The following is a 17516-nucleotide window of genomic DNA, read 5'->3' on the forward strand; positions in this document are numbered from 1 at the left end:
GCAAATCCCGAGACCTGCGCGGTCCCCTGTAGGAGCGGCCTTGTGCCGCGAAGGGCCGCAAAGCGGCCCCATCAATTCAGAAGTCCACGCTCACCCCCAGGCTAACCCCCTGCTGCGTCAACTCATCGCTCTTGCGCCAGTTGTAGTTCCCACGCAGATGCACCCCTGCCACCACTTCATGGCTCACCCCCAGGCTCGCCCGGGTCAAGTCGCTGTGCGGCGTATACCCGGTCAGGGTGAAGTCATTGGCCGGCAAGCTGGTCAGGTGCATCGTCACATCCTGCTGGTCATCCTCGAATTCATGCTCCTGTGCCACCTCGGCGAACAGCCGGGTACCTGGCAGCACCTGTACGCTGCCCAGCAACCCCAGGCCCAAGCGGCGTGACGTGCGTTCCTGGTCATCGAAGCCCAGTGCCGTCGAGCGCCCGCTCTTCTCGTTGTACCCATCCACTTTCACACGTGCATAGTCGGCACTGATGAATGGCGCCAGCTGCCAATTGCTGCTGTCTGCCGCCAGGTTGTAGCCCAGCCGCCCGGACATCGCCCAGGCCTCGCCGTCGGTGTCACCCTTTTCACTGCGCTCGTTCACGCCAAGGGCAAAGGTGCGCTTGAGGTCGCTGTAGTCCAGGTGCCCGGCGGTCAATGCAGCATCGGCCCACCAGCGGTCCTGGCGGTACTGGGCGAAGGCGCTGGCCAGGTAGCTGTTCAGTTTGTAGTCCGAATCATTGGCGCCGGCCTCCAGCTTTTGCCGATACGCGCCGCCGGCCAGGCCCAAGCGCCAGGCATCGTTCAAGCGATAGCTACCGCCCAGGGTCAGGTTATAGCCGCGGCCATCGCCGCTGGCCGCGCTGCGCTGGCTGTCGAAGTCCAAGTCCTGGGCACCGGTGGCGACGAATGCCTGCCATTGGCCAACGGCCTGCCAGGGCGTCTGCCATTGATTGCGCAGTTCGTCCTGGTGGGCGCGCAGGCTGGCGTGGGCCATTTCCGGTAGCAGCGTCAGTTCCCACGGGGCGGAGATGATCGAATAAGCGTAGTCGGCAATCAGTTGCTGGCCAGCAATGGTCGGGTGCACCGAGTCGTTGAACAGCAGTTTGGTCGGGTCTGGGCTTGTGCCATTGATACCGTACACCGGGTTTTCCACGCAGCTGCCGCCGCTGTAGCAGGTACCGACCAGGTTCTGGTCGCTGGCCAGGCCGAACTGGTTGGGGCTGGCCAGTGCCTCGCCCAGCAGCACGGGGATGTTCAGCGGGATGATCTCGGCATCGATCTGACCGAGTTGGCTGATCAGTGACTGGTTGAACACGCCAGACAGCAGTGACAGCGGGTTTTGCTGCGGCGTGCCGCTGAAGGTGGGCGTTTGGCCGAGGTCGGGCAACAGCCAGACCATGATGTAGCGGGCGCCACCTTGTTGCAGCGCTTGGGCGCTGGCCGCAAGGCGGGCACCGGCGGCCACGGCGTCGGCCGGGCTATTCACCAGGCCTTGCAGGAAGTCGTTACCGCCGCCCGTCAGGTAGTAAAGCGCGTTGGGGTCGGCACGCAGGCCGTTGGCCAGGTAGCCCGCCTTTTCACGCAGCACCAGGCCAGCGCCGGGGTTTCCTGGCGGGATGACGGTCTCGGAAGTTGTCGTGATCGAATCCAGGATCTGCTGGGTTGTATAACCACCGACAGCCCAGTTGTTGCCATCGGGCTGGATGCCCACAGACGTGGAGGGGTTCAGCTCATCCGGGTTTATACCCAGCCTTCCACCCAGGATCATGGGCGACACAGGTGCAAAGTTGCCATTGGCATCGCGGTTTGTGAACCGTGCGCCGGGTGTGCCGCCGGTCAGGTCGGGAAACTGCCCCGCATCGGCTAGGCTGTCGCCAAACACGATCAGCGTGGAATAGGGCGAGGGTGCAGCGAACGCCTGGCTGCAGGCCAGGGCCAGTGAGGCAAGGGTAAAACGCAATAACGGGGCTTTTCGCATCTGGGAACATCCTTTTCTTTGTTTTTATCTGGACAACCTGATCGACCTTAGCAAATCGCAGTGCATCCCTCCCAAGTCCATTCGTTTCCCCGTGTTTAAAGGCATATTGCGCCCGCCGCCCCGGTAAGCTACTGTGCCGGGACGTATGAGCGAGACCTATCCTGTGTTGATCGTCAGTAAACTCTTGATGCGCGTAATCAAGGCCCACGCCCGTTGGCGTTGGCGCGCCTGACTTTATCCCCTGCCGGCCCGCCCGGCCCGCCCCCGTTTGCCTTCTTCTTTACTGCCCTTTGTGGCGAAGCCGTGCCTGTAGCGGCTGCAAGAAGGTTCGAATTCTGAAGTCAGTAAATTCAAGAGGTTTAACACCATGTTACTGATGATCGACAATTACGACTCATTCACTTACAACGTCGTTCAGTACCTTGGCGAGCTGGGTGCCGAGGTCAAGGTCATTCGCAATGACGAAATGACCATCGCTCAGATCGAAGCCCTCAACCCCGAGCGCATCGTCGTGTCCCCGGGCCCGTGCACGCCAAGCGAAGCTGGCGTGTCCATCGAGGCCATCCTGCATTTTGCCGGCAAGCTGCCGATTCTGGGTGTGTGCCTGGGCCACCAGTCCATCGGCCAGGCCTTTGGCGGTGACGTGGTGCGTGCCCGCCAGGTGATGCACGGCAAGACCAGCCCGGTACACCACCGTGACCTGGGCGTGTTCGCCGGCCTCAACAACCCGCTGACCGTGACCCGCTACCATTCGCTGGTGGTCAAGCGCGAAACCTTGCCCGATTGCCTGGAGGTCACTGCCTGGACCGCTCATGCAGACGGTTCGGTCGACGAGATCATGGGCCTGCGCCACAAAACGCTGAATATCGAAGGGGTGCAGTTCCACCCCGAGTCGATCCTGACCGAGCAGGGCCACGAGCTGTTCGCCAACTTCCTCAAGCAGACCGGCGGCCACCGCTAAGGATCGAACATGGATATCAAGAGCGCGTTGAGCCGTATCGTCGGCCAGCTGGACCTTTCTACCGAAGAAATGCGCGACGTCATGCGCCAGATAATGACCGGCCAATGCAGCGAGGCGCAGATCGGCGCCTTCCTGATGGGCATGCGCATGAAGAGTGAAAGCATCGACGAAATCGTCGGCGCGGTGTCGGTGATGCGTGAGCTAGCCGACAAGGTTGAACTGAAAAGCCTGGATGGCGTCGTTGATATCGTCGGCACCGGCGGTGATGGGGCCAATATTTTCAACGTGTCCACCGCGTCTTCGTTCGTCCTGGCGGCCGCGGGCTGCACCGTGGCCAAGCACGGCAACCGCGCAGTGTCGGGCAAGAGCGGCAGTGCCGACCTGTTGGAAGCTGCCGGCATCTATCTGAACCTGACGCCAGTTCAGGTGGCCCGCTGCATTGACAGCCTGGGCATCGGCTTCATGTTCGCGCAAAGCCATCACTCGGCCATGAAATATGCTGCCGGCCCGCGCCGCGATCTGGGGTTGCGTACCCTGTTCAACATGCTCGGCCCGCTTACGAATCCGGCCGGAGTGAAGCATCAGGTGGTCGGCGTATTCGCTCAGGCCCTGTGCCGCCCGTTGGCTGAGGTACTGCAACGCCTGGGTAGCAAGCATGTGCTGGTGGTGCACTCGAAGGACGGCCTGGATGAGTTCAGCCTGGCTGCCCCCACCTTCGTTGCCGAGCTGAAGAACGACGAAATTACTGAATACTGGGTCGAGCCGGAAGACCTCGGCATGAAGAGCCAGAGCTTGCATGGCCTTGCCGTCGAGAACCCGCAGGCGTCGCTGGAGTTGATCCGCGATGCGCTGGGCCGGCGCAAGACCGAGAACGGTCAGAAGGCCGCCGAGATGATCGTACTTAATGCTGGCGCGGCACTGTATGCAGCCGACCATGCCATGAGCCTGAAAGCCGGTGTAGAACTGGCCCATGATGTACTGCACACCGGCCTGGCCTGGGAAAAGCTGCAGGAACTGGGTGCCTTTACTGCAGTATTCAAGGTGGAGAACGAAGCATGAGTGTGCCGACGGTGCTGGAAAGGATCATTGCCCGCAAGTTTCAGGAAGTGGCCGAGCGCAGCGCGCGCGTCAGCCTCGCCGAGCTGGAAGGCCTGGCCAAGGTTGCCGATGCCCCGCGTGGCTTCGCCAATGCGCTGATCGAGCAGGCCAAGCGCAAACAGCCAGCGGTGATCGCCGAGATCAAGAAGGCTTCGCCGAGCAAGGGCGTGATCCGCGAGCACTTCGTGCCGGCGGAAATCGCTGTCAGCTATGAGAAGGGCGGCGCTACCTGCCTCTCGGTACTGACCGATGTCGATTACTTCCAGGGTGCCGATGAGTACCTGCAGCAGGCACGTGCTGCCGTTTCGCTGCCGGTGATCCGCAAGGACTTCATGGTCGACCCTTACCAGATCGTCGAAGCCCGGGCCTTGGGCGCGGACTGCGTGCTGCTGATCGTCTCGGCGCTGGACGACGTGAAAATGGCCGAACTGGCCGCGACCGCAAAAGACGTCGGCCTCGACGTGCTGGTGGAAGTGCACGATGGCGATGAGCTGGAGCGCGCGTTGAAAACCCTGGATACGCCGCTGGTGGGGGTGAATAACCGCAACCTGCACACCTTCGAGGTCAGCCTGGAAACCACCCTTGACCTGCTGCCGCGCATTCCGCGTGATCGCCTGGCGATTACCGAAAGCGGTATTCTCAACCGGGCCGATGTCGAACTGATGGCAATCAACGAGGTTTACTCGTTCCTGGTGGGCGAGGCGTTCATGCGCGCTGAGCAGCCTGGGCTGGAGTTGCAGCGGTTGTTCTTCCCCGAACAAGTGAAAAAGACTGTTCAGCATCTGGACTGATCAAATGAAGCCGGCGTTTTTGCCGGCTTTTTTGTAAGCCTGACATGGCCCTTTCGCGGGTTCTTCACCACTCTTAAGCCCTGTGCTAGACCTGTGGGAGCGGGCATGCCCGCGAATAGGCCATCAAAAACAACATCAAAGGTGGATCAATGACCGATCAACCCCTGGCCCTGACCGTCGAGCAAGGCCTGCACGCCGAACAGGACCTGCTGGCCGCGGTGTGCCGCGGCGAACGCGAAAGTGGCGTGCTGTTCTGGCGCCCTACCGACCATGCCCTGGTCATGCCCCGGCGCATGAGCCGCCTGGACAACTTCGAAGCCGCCTGTTCGGAGCTGGCGATTGCCGGCTGGCCGGTGCTGCTGCGCGAGACTGGCGGTGAGCCGGTGCCCCAATCCCATTCCACCGTCAACGTCGCACTGGTCTACCTTGCCCCGCGCAGCGAAGGCGATCACGGCCGCATCGAAAGCGCCTACGAGCGCCTGTGCCTGCCGCTGTGCGATGTACTGCGCGAGTGGGGCGGGGTGGCGTCGGTGGGTGAAATCGACGGGGCGTTCTGCGATGGCCGTTACAACGTCAACCTCAATGGCCGCAAGCTGGTGGGCACCGCCCAGCGCTGGCGTCAGGGCCTGGGTGGCAAGCGCCCGGTAGTGCTGGTCCACGGTGCGTTGCTGCTGGACAACGAGCGTGAGTCGATGGTGGCGGCGGTCAACCGCTTCAATGAGTGCTGTGAGCTGGAGCAACGCTGCCGCGCCGATGCACACATTGCCTTGCATGAAGTGGCGCCTGCGGCGCCCTGGTTCGAGCGCTTGTCGCAGGCCTACGCCAAGGTGCTTGCAGGCCTGCCCAAGGACTAGACGTTGTCCCTAGCGGGTACCGTAGACCACCATGGTCTTGCCCTTTACCTGCACCAGGCTGCGCTCTTCAAGGTCCTTGAGGACGCGGCCGACCATTTCCCGAGAGCAACCGACGATTCGCCCGATTTCCTGGCGGGTGATCTTGATCTGCATGCCGTCGGGGTGGGTCATGGCATCGGGTTGCTTGCACAATTCCAGCAGGCAACGGGCAACCCGCCCGGTGACGTCGAAAAATGCCAGGTCGCCAACCTTGCGTGTAGTGTTGCGCAGGCGCTGGGCCATCTGGCTGCCCAGGGCATAGAGGATTTCCGGGTCCTGGCGCGCCAGTTCGCGGAACTTCTCGTAGCTGATCTCGGCCACTTCGCACTCAGTCTTGGCTCGCACCCAAGCACTGCGCTGCTGTTCGCCGTCAACCGGCTCGAACAACCCCAGCTCGCCAAAGAAATCGCCATTGTTGAGATAGGCAATGATCATTTCACGGCCGTCGTCGTCTTCGATGAGGATGGTCACCGAACCCTTGATGATGAATGACAGTGTCTCGGCCCGATCGCCGGCGCAGATGATGTTGCTCTTGGCGGTATAACGGCGGCGCTGGCAGTGTACCAGCAGCTTGTCGATGTTCTTGATCTTGGCGGGTAGGGCGGAGGCAACCATCACGAAATCCTGTTCGATACGACCCGTAGGCTTTTTATAAGGCTGTCTGGCGCAAGCGCCATTCATTTGGCGCCAGCTTATCAGACGTCACCGGATGTTTCGGTACTAAACCGACACGTCTCGTGCTTTTCCCACAGCCGTACAAGGTCTAAGCTGACACCCTTTTCCGAATATCAGGAGTCCGGGTAGATGAAGGCACGTATCCAGTGGGCCGGTGAGGCCATGTTCCTCGGCGAATCGGGGAGTGGTCATGTCGTCGTGATGGACGGCCCGCCCGAGGCCGGTGGCCGCAACCTGGGTGTGCGTCCGATGGAAATGTTGCTGTTGGGCCTGGGTGGCTGCAGCAGCTTTGACGTGGTGAGCATCCTGAAGAAATCGCGCCAGGCGGTGGAAAGCTGCGAGGCGTTTCTGGAAGCCGAGCGCGCCAGCGAGGACCCGAAGGTGTTCACCAAGATTCACATGAACTTCGTGGTGAAAGGCCGTGGCCTGAAAGAAGCACAGGTCAAGCGGGCGGTGGAGCTGTCGGCAGAGAAGTACTGCTCGGCTTCGATCATGCTCGAACGTGCGGGGGTTGAGATTACCCACGGGTATGAAATCGTAGAGCTCGGTTAACGCAACGGTTTTGGGGGCTGCGAAGCAGCCCCGGCAATATCAGCTCCGAAGCGCAGGCAGTGCAGCTTGCACCCACCCTGGTAGCCATCCCCGCATTACTTGGCTCAACCGCTCCCGCCGCTTCTGGTAAACCAGCCCCAGCCAGATAACCCCCAGCCCGATCAAGGTCACCACCACCGGGAACAGCAGCGACTGGGCAAACACCTCGTACGACAGGTACCCCAGGTAAGCCGCCACCCCCAGCCCACCAAAAACCATGAACACCGGCCGGCGCAGCAGCACCGCCATGCCCATCAGCACGATGTTGATCAGGCAGTACAGGGCCTTGCCCAACTCACTGCCACTGTCCACCAGCGTCAGCCCGCCCCAGAATGCCGCCAGCCCGGCCAGGTAGCCCCAGCGGGCATAGTCCTCTCGCGTGCGGCCGTCTACAACAAGGAACACCACCAGCAAAGCCAACCCGAACCACATTGAAACCTCGCGGCGCTGCTCCCAGCTGAACGGCGAGCCGAAGAACCATTCGCTCAGGTCCATCGACATGAACCACAAGGCCACGGCTATCGGCATCACGACGAACGGGTAGGGGATCAGCCGCAGCATCAGCAGCCCGGCGAGCACCGTGGCCGCTTCCATCGCCAGCCAGCCGCCCTGCACGTAGGTGTAGTACTGGTGATAGTTGGCTTGCGCGTCGTCCAGTGGCCACCAGCCCACCAGGCGTTCGATGGCGAACACTGCCAGTGGCACGATGCTGACCGCGACGGCCGCCAGCACCCCGGCAGCAACCGGCTGGGCGCGGCGTTGCAGATGCAGGGCGAACAAGGTGATCACCAGGATATAGAGGCTGGCGATGACCAGCAGAGCGCCGTCGCCAATGCTCATCCAGGCTTCGGTGAGCAACCAGCCCATGGCCGCCATGATCAGCATGGCGCCGAAGTAGAAGGCGACATGGGCCAGCTGGAAGCTGCCCCGTTGGGCCGGTTGCTGGCGCAGGAATACCAGCAAGGCCTGGTCCTGGCCCGGCTGGAGAATGCCGGCTTGCACGGCGCGCGCCAGGTCCTTGGCGTCGATTCGATCCGTCATGGCGATGCCTTCAGATGCGGTAGGTGCTCTTGGTCATGACCTTGGCCAGCAAGCTCATGCCAAAGCGGACCGGTGCCGGGAAGCGATAACCACCGGCTTCCAGTGCTGATTCGGCATGCTGCTCTTCATCGATGCGCATCTGCTCGAGAATGGCCCGGGACTTTTCGTCTTCGTGCGGGATTTGCTCCAGGTGCTCGTCGAGGTGCTTGCACACCTGGTGTTCGGTGGCGGCGACGAAGCCCAGGCTGACCTTGTCGCTGACCAGGCCGGCGAGTGCGCCGATGCCGAACGACATGCCATAGAACAGGGGGTTGAGCACGCTTGGGTGGCTGTTCAGCTGGCGAATGCGCTGTTCGCACCAGGCCAGGTGGTCCACTTCTTCCTCGGCAGCATGCTCCATGGCCTTGCGTACCTGGGGCAGTTTAGCGGTCAGCGCCTGGCCCTGGTACAGCGCCTGGGCACACACCTCGCCGGTGTGGTTGATACGCATCAGCCCGGCGATGTGGCGGGTCTGCTGATCGTCCAGGTCCGCGTCCGGCTGGACAATGGCCGGCGATGGCCGGGCGGGTTGGCCGCTGAAGGGCAGCAAGGTGCGCATGGCGGTATCGGCCTGCAGCAACAAGCGGTCGAGCGGCGAGTAGTGACGTTCGGTAGCCATCGGGCACCTCCGCAAGAATGTGCCCGACAGTTTACCGCAATAGCGGCGGGGTCGCTTGCCGTGGATCAGCCCGGTGGCCAGTTCATCTGGCGCTGGCCAAGCACGTGCATATGGATGTGATAGACGGTCTGGCCGCCTTTCGGGTTGCAGTTCATGACCACGCGGAAACCTTCCTCGCAGCCTTGCTCGACAGCCAGGCGCTGGGCGGTGAACAGGATGTGGCCAGCCAGGGCCTTGTCTTCTTCGGTCAGGTCATTGAGCGTGCGGATGTGTTTTTTCGGGATGACCAGAAAATGTACCGGTGCAGCGGGTGCAATGTCCTTGAAGGCCAGGACCTGGTCGTCTTCGTAGATGATATCCGCCGGGATTTCCCGGTTGATGATTTTGAGGAATAGATCGTCCACAGCACTTGCTCCATGGTGAGGGTCGGGCCGAGTGTACTCAGCCGAGCGCCGCTCGCCCAGTGGCTATTCCATGCCGGCCGGGCAATAGCGGCGGTGGATGGCCCCGGCCAGTTTGCACACCAGCCAGCGCGGCAGCAGGCGCGGGGCAAATGCCAGCCAGCGGTTGCGCCGGCCGGGCAGGATCAGCGCGCGGTTCTTGTCCAGCGCACGTACTGTGTACAGCGCGATTTCCTCGGGGCTGAGGCAGCGGGGTTTGCCGTCGAGCCGGGCGATGCGCCGGTGCGGGGAGCGTACCGGCCCGGGGCACAGCACCGAGACCTTGATGCCGGCACGCTTGAGCTCTTCGCGTAGCGCCTGGGAAAAGCTCAGCACGTACGCCTTGCTGGCGGCATAGGCTGCCATCCACGGGCCGGGTGCCACCCCGGCCAGGCCGGCGACGTTGAGGATCTGCCCGCCACCCTGCACGGCCATCAGGTTGCCGATGGCATGGCACAGGCGGCTCAGGGCCAGAACGTTGACTTCAAGCAGGTCCTGTTCGTCGGCCCACTCATGGGCCAGGAACGGCCCGTAGGTGCGCAAGCCGGCGCAGTTGACCAGCAGGTCGATACGCCGTTCGCCTTCTTCCAGCTCCAGTACGAAGCCCGACAGGCGCAGCGGCTGGCTGAGGTCGCAGGCGCGGAACAGCACCTCGACACCAAAGCGCTGGGTCAGTTCTATGGCCACGGGTTCCAGCGTTTCACGCTGACGTGCCACCAGGATCAGGTTGCGCCCGCGCCGTGCCAGCGCTTCCGCCAGGGCCAGGCCCAGGCCGCTGGAAGCACCAGTGATCATGGCGTAACGGGTCATGCAAGGCTCCTGGGGGCGAAAGAGGGCGCCTAGTGTACAGCTTGGCCGGGCAAGGTGTTGCGTTTTGCTACAAGGTGCGGGCGCGCAGAATATGGCAGCGCTCCAGGGCTTCCCGGTACTCACTGTGGAGCCGTTCGATCAATGCACTGGCACTGGGCAGGTCATGGATTTCGCCGACGCCCTGGCCCGCCGACCATACGGTCTTCCAGGCTTTGGCTTCGTCGTCGATAGGTTTGAGCTTGCCTTGTTCGTGGCCGCCTTTGAGGGCGTTCATGTCGTAGCCAGCCTGCTCCAGGCTCGAACGCAGGAAGCTTGCAGGGATGCCGGACACTGCCGGGGTGTGAATGATGTCGGCGGCGTGGGCATCGAGCAGCATCTGCTTGTAGGCATCCTGAGCCTGGCTTTCTGTAGTAGCGATAAACCGTGTGCCCATGTAGGCCAGGTCGGCGCCCAGCAATTGTGCGGCGAGGATTTCGTGGCCGTGGTTGAGACAGCCGGCCAGCAGCAGGGTCTTGTCGAAGAACTGGCGAATCTCTGCGGCCAAGGCGAACGGGCTCCAGGTGCCTGCATGGCCGCCTGCGCCAGCAGCGACGGCGATCAGCCCGTCGACACCCGCGTCGGCGGCTTTCTCTGCATGGCGGCGGGTGGTGACGTCGTGGAACACCAGGCCGCCGTAGCCATGCACGGCATCGACCACTTCCTTGACCGCCCCCAGGCTGGTGATGACGATCGGCACGCGATGTTCCACGCACAAGGCCAGGTCGGCCTGCAGGCGTGGGTTGGTCGGGTGCACGATCAGGTTGACTGCATGGGGGGCTGGCGCCTGCAATTGCGCCAGGCCTGCCTCGATCTCCTCCAGCCAGGCCTTGAAGCCGGCGCTGTCGCGCTGGTTAAGGGCCGGAAAACTGCCGACCACGCCGCTGGCGCAGCATGCCAGCACCAGTGTGGGGTTGGAGATCAGGAACATCGGCGCCGCAACCACAGGCAGGCGCAGGCGTTGTTCGAGCGAGGCAGGTAGCGACATGGCAAGGCTCCTTGAACGGGTGGCTATGTCAGAACGGTTTGACCACCACCAGAATTACGATGCCCAGCAGGAACAGCACGGGCACTTCGTTGAACCACCGATAGTAGACATGGCTGCGGGTGTTGTTGCCGCTGGCGAAGCGTTTGCGTTGGGCACCGCACATGTGATGGTAGCCGGTCAGCAGGATGACCAGGGTCAGCTTGGCATGCAGCCAGCCCTGGCTGAGCCAGCCGGGGGTGAGGTAAAGCATCCACGCGCCGAACACGTAGGTGGCGATCATTGCCGGGTTCATGATGCCGCGGTACAGCTTGCGTTCCATGGTGACGAAGCGGTCCTTGCTGATGCTGTCCTCGCTCTGGGCGTGGTAGACGAACAGCCGCGGCAGGTAGAACAGGCCGGCGAACCAGCAGACCACGCTGACGATATGCAGCGCTTTGATCCATAGGTAAAGCATGGAGGGAGTTCCTTCAGGTATTCACGGTCGTCAGATAGTAGTGGTCAAGCGCCCGAAGGGTCACCCGAAGAGTTGTTACAGGCGCTTCGCGCCCCTATTATCGTGCGCTTTCCAGACGGCTCGTTGATAAGGGGCAAGCGTTATGATCAAGGTCGGTATCGTCGGCGGCACGGGTTACACCGGCGTCGAACTGTTGCGTCTGCTGGCACAGCATCCACAGGCCGAAGTGGCGGTCATCACTTCGCGCTCCGAGGCGGGCGTGGCGGTGGCGGACATGTACCCGAACCTGCGCGGCCACTATGACGGGCTGGCGTTCAGCGTGCCGGACAGCAAGGCCCTGGCCGCCTGCGATGTGGTGTTCTTCGCCACTCCGCACGGTGTTGCCCATGCCCTGGCTGGCGAACTGCTGGCGGCCGGAACCAAGGTGATCGACCTGTCGGCCGACTTCCGCCTGCAGGATGCTACCGAGTGGGGCAAGTGGTATGGCCAGCCGCACGGCGCGCCAGAACTGCTCAAGGACGCGGTATATGGCCTGCCTGAAGTCAACCGCGAGAAGATTCGCCAGGCGCGCCTGATCGCCGTGCCGGGTTGCTACCCGACCGCCACCCAGCTGGGCTTCTTGCCGCTGCTGGAAGCGGGCCTGGCCGACCCGTCGCGCCTGATTGCCGACTGCAAGTCGGGTGTCAGTGGCGCTGGTCGTGGTGCGGCAGTCGGTTCGCTGTTCTGCGAGGCCGGCGAAAGCATGAAGGCCTATGCGGTCAAGGGCCATCGTCACCTGCCGGAAATCAGCCAGGGCCTGCGCCTGGCCGCTGGCAAGGATATCGGCCTGACCTTCGTGCCGCACTTGACGCCAATGATCCGTGGCATCCACGCCACCCTGTACGCGAACGTGGTCGACACCTCGGTCGACCTGCAGGCGCTGTTCGAAAAGCGCTACGCCGACGAACCGTTCGTCGATGTGATGCCAGCGGGCAGCCACCCGGAAACCCGCAGTGTGCGCGGCGCCAACGTCTGCCGCATTGCTGTTCATCGCCCGCAGGGTGGTGACCTGGTGGTGGTGCTGTCGGTGATCGACAACCTGGTCAAGGGCGCGTCGGGCCAGGCGGTACAGAACCTGAACATCCTGTTTGGTCTGGATGAGCGCATGGGCCTGTCCCACGCGGGCTTGTTGCCGTAAGCAAGCCCCTGTCGAAATGGCCCGCCTCGTGCGGGCCTTTTTGTTTGTCGCGACTAAAGCCGCACAATTGTTGACCGATTTTCTCGGGAAAGCGGATAATGCGCGTCATCGAGTTTTAAGGCGGCAACTGCGCCGGGAGAGTCAACATGAGCGTCGAAACCTTCACCCCTACCGGTCTGGAATTCACCCATGGGGCAGCCCAGAAAGTGAAGAACCTGGTCGATGAGGAAGGCAATGAGCGTCTGAAGCTGCGGGTGTTCGTGACCGGTGGTGGTTGCTCGGGCTTCCAGTACGGCTTCACTTTCGATGAGGATGTGGCCGAAGACGACACCATCGTCGAGCGCGAAGGCGTGGCGCTGGTCGTCGACCCGATGAGCTTCCAGTATCTTGCTGGTGCCGAGGTGGACTACCAGGAAGGCCTGGAGGGTTCGCGCTTTGTGATCAAGAACCCGAACGCTGCCACTACGTGCGGTTGCGGTTCCTCGTTCTCGATCTGAAGTCTGGCCTTACGAAAACGCCGCGCAATTGCGCGGCGTTTTGCTTTCTGGCGTAGCGGTTATGCCGGGTAGATTGCGCCCAGTACCCGCAGGCCTTTGGCCGCTGTCACGCTTGGGCGGTTGGCACAGATGCCTTCCAGGCAGCAGTGAGCCAGCCAGGCAAAGGCCATGGCCTCTACCCAATCAGGGTCTACGCCATGGGCGCCGGTGCTGGCGACACGGGCCTCGGGTAGCAGCTGGCCGAGGCGGGCCATCAGGGCGCCGTTACGCACGCCACCACCACACACCAGCAACGCCTTGGTGCCTTGCTGGGCATGGCTCAGCGAGTCGATGATGCTGCGAGCGGTAAGCTCCAGCAGCGTCGCTTGGACATCCTCGTCCTGGTAAGTGGGCAGGCCCGCCAGGTGACCATCCAGCCAAGGCAGGTTGAACACCTCGCGGCCTGTACTTTTCGGGCCGCTACCAGCGAAGAACGGGTCGGACAGCAATGCACCGAGCAAGCTCGCCTGCACCACGCCCGAGGCCGCCCAGGCACCATTGGCATCGTAGGCCTGGCCGCGCTTGCGCTCTATCCAGGCATCCAGCAGCACGTTACCCGGGCCGCAATCGAAGCCGTGGACCGGCTTGTCCTGCTCGATCAGGCTGAGGTTGCTGAAACCGCCTACGTTCAGGACTGCCAGGCGCTGGCCCAGGTGGCCGAACAGGGTTTCGTGGAAGGCCGGTACCAAGGGCGCACCTTGGCCACCAGCAGCCACATCGCGCCGGCGGAAGTCGGCAACCACGCTGATGCCGGTAAGCTCGGCGAGCAACGCCGGATTGCCGATCTGCACGGTAAAACCGCGTGCGGGTTCGTGGCGGATGGTCTGGCCGTGGCTGCCGATGGCGCGGATGGCATCGGCCTGCAGACCCTGACGGGCCAGCAGTTCACGGATACCTTCGGCTGCCAGGCTGGCCCAGCGGTTTTCTGCCAGCGCCGCGCGCGCGATCTCGTCAGCGCCGCTGCTGCACAGGGCAAGCAGGTCCTGACGCAAGTCGCCGGGCATGGGCAGGTAATGGGTGGCGAGCAGTTCAAGCTGCTCGCCTTGTTTGACCAAGGCGATGTCCAGGCCATCAAGGCTGGTGCCGGACATCACCCCCAGGTAGAGCGCCATGGGCTTAGCGCTTGTTCGCTGCGAGCAGGGTGGCTTTTTCCTGATCCATACGGGCGATCAGGGGTTGGCTCTGCTGCTGGAAGCGCTGGCGCTCGTTTTTGGCGATTGGGTCGGCCATCGGCACTTTCTGGCTGAGTGGATCGACGTGCACGCCGTTGACCTGGAACTCGTAGTGCAGGTGCGGGCCGGTGGACAGGCCGGTGGTGCCGATGTAGCCGATGATCTGGCCCTGCTTCACTGAGCTGCCAGTCTTGATGCCCTTGGCAAAGCCTTGCATGTGACCGTACAGCGTCTTGTAGCGGTTGCCGTGCTGGATGATCACGGTGTTGCCGTAACCGCCACGGCGCCCGGCCAGTTCGATGCGGCCGTCACCGGCTGCCTTGATCGGCGTACCGCGCGGGGCGGCGTAGTCGACGCCTTTGTGGGCGCGGATCTTGTTCAGGATCGGGTGCTTGCGGCCGGCGGAAAAGCGCGAGCTGATGCGGGCGAAGTCCACCGGAGTACGGATGAAGGCCTTGCGCAGGCTGTTGCCGTCGGCGGTGTAGTAGGTGGTGTTGCCCTGCTTGTTGGTGTAGCGCACGGCGGTGTAGGTCTTGCCGCGGTTGGTGAAGCGGGCAGACAGTATGTTGCCGGTGCCGACCACCTTGCCGTCCATCACCTTCTGCTCGTAGACCACGTCGAACTCGTCGCCCGGGCGAATATCCTGGGCGAAGTCGATGTCGTAACCCAGCACCCGGGCCATGTCCATGGTCATGCTGTGGGACAGGCCGGCGCGCTGGGCCGAGGCCGACAGCGAGCTCTTGATCACGCCGTGGGCGTAGGCGGTACGCACCACCGGTTTGCTGATTTCACGGTTGAAGGTGTAGCCCTTGGCGGACTTCGTCAGGCGAATGGTTTCGAGGTTGCTGACCTTGCTGTGCAGGCTGGCCAGTTGGCCATCCTTGTCCAGCTCGAACTGCAGCACCTGGCCGTGCTTGAGCTGGCTGAACTGCTTGGCCTGCTTGTTACTGGCCAGCAGATCGTGCACCGCATTGCTCGGCAGGCCGACCTTGGCGAACAGGGTGGACAGGGTGTCGCCACGGGCCACGGTGACCTCGCGATGGCCAGGCTCCTTGGCGGCTTCGGCGACAGGCTCGGCGGCAGGGGTTGATTGCTCGGCCTTCTGGGTCTCGGGGGTAGCCTCTTCGATCTGGGCGAATGGCGAGCCTTGCTCGCCTTCGGCCTGCACCAAGGGCGCAGCGCGAGATTCGTCTTTCAGCTGCTCGGCAGGGCTCTCCAGCTCGAGGTTGAGGGTGGTTTTCTTGGCTTCCACTTCGCTGGACGGAAATACCAGCAGAGCCAGACTGAGCAGGGCGGCAATGCCGCTGGCGGCCAACAGATGGCTTTTCGGATAAAGCGGGGGCGCTTTAGGCGGTTCGTTGGTCATGGGTAAGGTGACTTTGAAAAAAGTGAAATGGAAAAGATGAATGACATGATGAAGATGAAATAACTGTATAAAATATAACCAAATCCATTTTCACGCAAGGGCGCCTAGACGCCGCAAGCCGGTGCCCGGGTCACATTCCTTTGCGAAACTTGTATTTGACGGCCGATCTTGTATGGTTGGCTCCCCCTGAATCTGAGCCTTGCGGGTTTGTCTATGAAGTCGGTTGAAGAGCAGCTGGCGCTTATAAAGCGCGGCGCGGAAGAAGTACTGGTCGAGTCGGAACTGGTGGAGAAGCTCAAGCGCGGCCAGCCTCTGCGCATCAAGGCCGGCTTTGACCCGACTGCGCCTGACCTGCACCTGGGGCACACGGTGCTGATCAACAAGCTGCGTCAGTTCCAGGAGCTGGGCCATCAGGTCATCTTCCTGATCGGTGACTTCACCGGCATGATCGGTGACCCCAGCGGCAAGAGCGCCACGCGCCCACCGCTGACCCGTGAGCAAGTGCTGGACAACGCCGAGACCTATAAGCAGCAGGTGTTCAAGATTCTCGACCCGGCCAAGACCGAGGTCGCGTTCAACTCCACCTGGATGGACAAGCTGACCCCGGCCGACTTCATTCGCCTGGCGTCGCAGTACACCGTGGCGCGCATGCTTGAGCGCGACGACTTCGACAAGCGCTACACCACCAACCAGCCGATTGCCATCCACGAGTTCCTCTACCCGCTGGTGCAGGGTTATGACTCGGTGGCGCTGAAGGCGGACGTCGAGTTGGGTGGTACCGATCAGAAGTTCAACCTGCTGATGGGGCGCGAGTTGCAGCGCGCCTATGGCCAGGAAGCGCAGAACATCGTGACCATGCCGCTGCTCGAAGGGCTCGACGGCGTGAAGAAGATGTCCAAGTCGCTGGGCAACTATGTAGGCATCCAGGAAGCGCCGGGGGTGATGTACAGCAAGCTGGTCTCGATCCCGGATACCTTGATGTGGCGTTACTTCGAACTGCTGAGCTTCCGTTCGATGGAAGAGATCGAGCAGTTCCGTGCCGACGTCGCCAAAGGTGCCAACCCGCGCGACATCAAGATCAAGCTGGCCGAAGAGATCGTTGCGCGCTTCCATGGTGAAGAGGCTGCGGCCAACGCTCACCGTGGTGCAGGTAACCGCATGAAAGAAGGCGAGTTGCCGGAAGACCTGCCGGAAGTCGAAGTGGCTGCAGCGGAAGACTTGCCGATCGCGGCCGTGTTGAACCGGGCTGGCCTGGTGAAGAACTCGGCTCAGGCGCGGGACCTGTTGAGTGGCGGTGCCGTTAAGGTCGACGGTGCGGTAGTTGATCGTGACTTCGTGTTTGCGCTGGGTGCGACCCATGTGTGCCAGGCGGGCAAGAAGTCGTTTGCGCGGGTTACCCTCAAGGCTGAGTGAGTGGTTGCAGGTGTAGCTATATAGAAGCGGGGAGGCCGAAAGGCCTCCCCGCTTTGTTTGTGGGGTGTTCGCCTTGGGGTATTCAGCGCCTTCAAGATTGAGTGCCGCCCGCACGGCGCTCGATCTCATGGGCACTACCTGGGGTGTGGCGAGCAACTGGTGGCCTTGATACGGTCTTCGCCTGGAATATTTCAAATAACTGAAATTAAAGGTTGACGCCCTTCCGAATCCCCTTATAATGCGCCCCACTTCCAGCGACATCGGAACGACAAACTCCTTGAGATTCAATGAGTTAGATAGTTAAGGTGCTGCTGAAAGGGCTACGATCGAAAGATCGCAAGCGGTTGAAATGGTGGTTGACAGCGCTTCTAAACGCTGTATGATTCACCTCCCGCTACGAGAGATCGCAGCGAGTTAAGTGTTTGAAGCTAAACGAGTTTCTCGGAAAAA

Annotated in this window: 18 protein-coding genes; 8 read left to right on the plus strand and 10 right to left on the minus strand. The window is 62.2% G+C overall.

The genetic code is table 11. The features are described from left to right. Nucleotides 1–76: 76 nt before the first annotated feature. Nucleotides 77–1966: an esterase EstP gene (gene estP, locus E8E78_RS02355; RefSeq protein ID WP_049273742.1), complete on the minus strand. Its 1890-nt coding sequence runs from the start codon at nucleotides 1964–1966 to the stop codon at nucleotides 77–79. A 367-nt stretch (nucleotides 1967–2333) separates the two neighbouring features. Between estP and E8E78_RS02360 the strand changes: the two genes are divergently transcribed. The 4 genes from E8E78_RS02360 to E8E78_RS02375 all read left to right on the plus strand — a co-directional run bounded on the left by E8E78_RS02360 (nucleotide 2334) and on the right by E8E78_RS02375 (nucleotide 5670). Then, on the plus strand, nucleotides 2334–2927 hold the full coding sequence (locus E8E78_RS02360) for an aminodeoxychorismate/anthranilate synthase component II (protein ID WP_016497723.1): 594 nt from the start codon (nucleotides 2334–2336) through the stop codon (nucleotides 2925–2927). Nucleotides 2928–2936: 9 nt separating this feature from the next. Continuing rightward, nucleotides 2937–3986, plus strand: coding sequence for an anthranilate phosphoribosyltransferase (gene trpD, locus E8E78_RS02365; RefSeq protein ID WP_016497724.1), 1050 nt, complete (start codon nucleotides 2937–2939; stop codon nucleotides 3984–3986). Then, nucleotides 3983–4816, plus strand: coding sequence for an indole-3-glycerol phosphate synthase TrpC (gene trpC / locus E8E78_RS02370; protein WP_016497725.1), 834 nt, complete (start codon nucleotides 3983–3985; stop codon nucleotides 4814–4816). Before trpD ends, trpC begins: the two co-directional genes overlap by 4 nt. 149 nt (nucleotides 4817–4965) lie before the next feature. Next, nucleotides 4966–5670, plus strand: a complete 705-nt coding sequence (locus tag E8E78_RS02375) for a lipoate--protein ligase family protein (protein WP_280312554.1) — start codon at nucleotides 4966–4968, stop codon at nucleotides 5668–5670. Nucleotides 5671–5679: 9 nt separating this feature from the next. On the opposite strand, the gene crp is transcribed toward E8E78_RS02375, so the two are convergent. Beyond that, nucleotides 5680–6324, minus strand: a complete 645-nt coding sequence (gene crp / locus E8E78_RS02380) for a cAMP-activated global transcriptional regulator CRP (RefSeq protein ID WP_016497727.1) — start codon at nucleotides 6322–6324, stop codon at nucleotides 5680–5682. Between the two features lie 189 nt (nucleotides 6325–6513). Between crp and E8E78_RS02385 the strand changes: the two genes are divergently transcribed. Further along, entirely contained in the window at nucleotides 6514–6936 is a 423-nt protein-coding gene (locus E8E78_RS02385) for an OsmC family protein (RefSeq protein WP_004376171.1), read from the plus strand. Nucleotides 6937–6975: 39 nt separating this feature from the next. Here E8E78_RS02385 and E8E78_RS02390 read toward each other — a convergent pair whose 3' ends face one another. The 6 genes from E8E78_RS02390 to hemJ form a co-directional block, all read right to left on the minus strand. Further along, nucleotides 6976–8016, minus strand: a complete 1041-nt coding sequence (locus E8E78_RS02390) for a hypothetical protein (RefSeq protein WP_049275158.1) — start codon at nucleotides 8014–8016, stop codon at nucleotides 6976–6978. 10 nt (nucleotides 8017–8026) lie between these two features. After that, the gene (coq7, locus tag E8E78_RS02395; protein ID WP_016497729.1) at nucleotides 8027–8674 is read right to left on the minus strand and encodes a 2-polyprenyl-3-methyl-6-methoxy-1,4-benzoquinone monooxygenase; all 648 of its coding nucleotides are present in this window, start codon (nucleotides 8672–8674) and stop codon (nucleotides 8027–8029) included. A 65-nt stretch (nucleotides 8675–8739) separates the two neighbouring features. Beyond that, complete coding sequence (locus tag E8E78_RS02400; RefSeq protein WP_016484636.1) at nucleotides 8740–9078, minus strand: histidine triad nucleotide-binding protein; 339 nt, start codon at nucleotides 9076–9078, stop codon at nucleotides 8740–8742. A gap of 63 nt (nucleotides 9079–9141) precedes the next feature. After that, entirely contained in the window at nucleotides 9142–9924 is a 783-nt protein-coding gene (locus E8E78_RS02405; protein WP_016497730.1) for an SDR family oxidoreductase, read from the minus strand. 67 nt (nucleotides 9925–9991) lie between these two features. Further along, nucleotides 9992–10948, minus strand: coding sequence for a nitronate monooxygenase family protein (locus E8E78_RS02410; protein ID WP_049275157.1), 957 nt, complete (start codon nucleotides 10946–10948; stop codon nucleotides 9992–9994). Nucleotides 10949–10976: 28 nt separating this feature from the next. After that, nucleotides 10977–11402, minus strand: a complete 426-nt coding sequence (hemJ, locus tag E8E78_RS02415) for a protoporphyrinogen oxidase HemJ (RefSeq protein ID WP_049275156.1) — start codon at nucleotides 11400–11402, stop codon at nucleotides 10977–10979. A gap of 142 nt (nucleotides 11403–11544) precedes the next feature. Between hemJ and argC the strand changes: the two genes are divergently transcribed. Both argC and erpA read left to right on the plus strand, forming a co-directional pair. Continuing rightward, nucleotides 11545–12579: an N-acetyl-gamma-glutamyl-phosphate reductase gene (gene argC / locus E8E78_RS02420; protein ID WP_019472953.1), complete on the plus strand. Its 1035-nt coding sequence runs from the start codon at nucleotides 11545–11547 to the stop codon at nucleotides 12577–12579. Nucleotides 12580–12725: 146 nt separating this feature from the next. Continuing rightward, entirely contained in the window at nucleotides 12726–13076 is a 351-nt protein-coding gene (gene erpA / locus E8E78_RS02425) for an iron-sulfur cluster insertion protein ErpA (RefSeq protein ID WP_016497734.1), read from the plus strand. A gap of 59 nt (nucleotides 13077–13135) precedes the next feature. On the opposite strand, the gene E8E78_RS02430 is transcribed toward erpA, so the two are convergent. Then, a complete protein-coding gene (locus E8E78_RS02430) occupies nucleotides 13136–14227 on the minus strand; it encodes an anhydro-N-acetylmuramic acid kinase (RefSeq protein WP_059394936.1) in 1092 nt (363 codons plus the stop codon). 4 nt (nucleotides 14228–14231) lie between these two features. Beyond that, nucleotides 14232–15653, minus strand: coding sequence for a peptidoglycan DD-metalloendopeptidase family protein (locus E8E78_RS02435; RefSeq protein ID WP_016497736.1), 1422 nt, complete (start codon nucleotides 15651–15653; stop codon nucleotides 14232–14234). A 213-nt stretch (nucleotides 15654–15866) separates the two neighbouring features. Here E8E78_RS02435 and tyrS point away from each other — a divergent pair, with 213 nt between their 5' ends. After that, nucleotides 15867–17066, plus strand: a complete 1200-nt coding sequence (gene tyrS / locus E8E78_RS02440) for a tyrosine--tRNA ligase (protein WP_016497737.1) — start codon at nucleotides 15867–15869, stop codon at nucleotides 17064–17066. Nucleotides 17067–17516 lie beyond the last annotated feature (450 nt).

The organism is Pseudomonas sp. BN505 (assembly GCF_029873175.1).
GTDB lineage: Bacteria > Pseudomonadota > Gammaproteobacteria > Pseudomonadales > Pseudomonadaceae > Aquipseudomonas > Aquipseudomonas putida.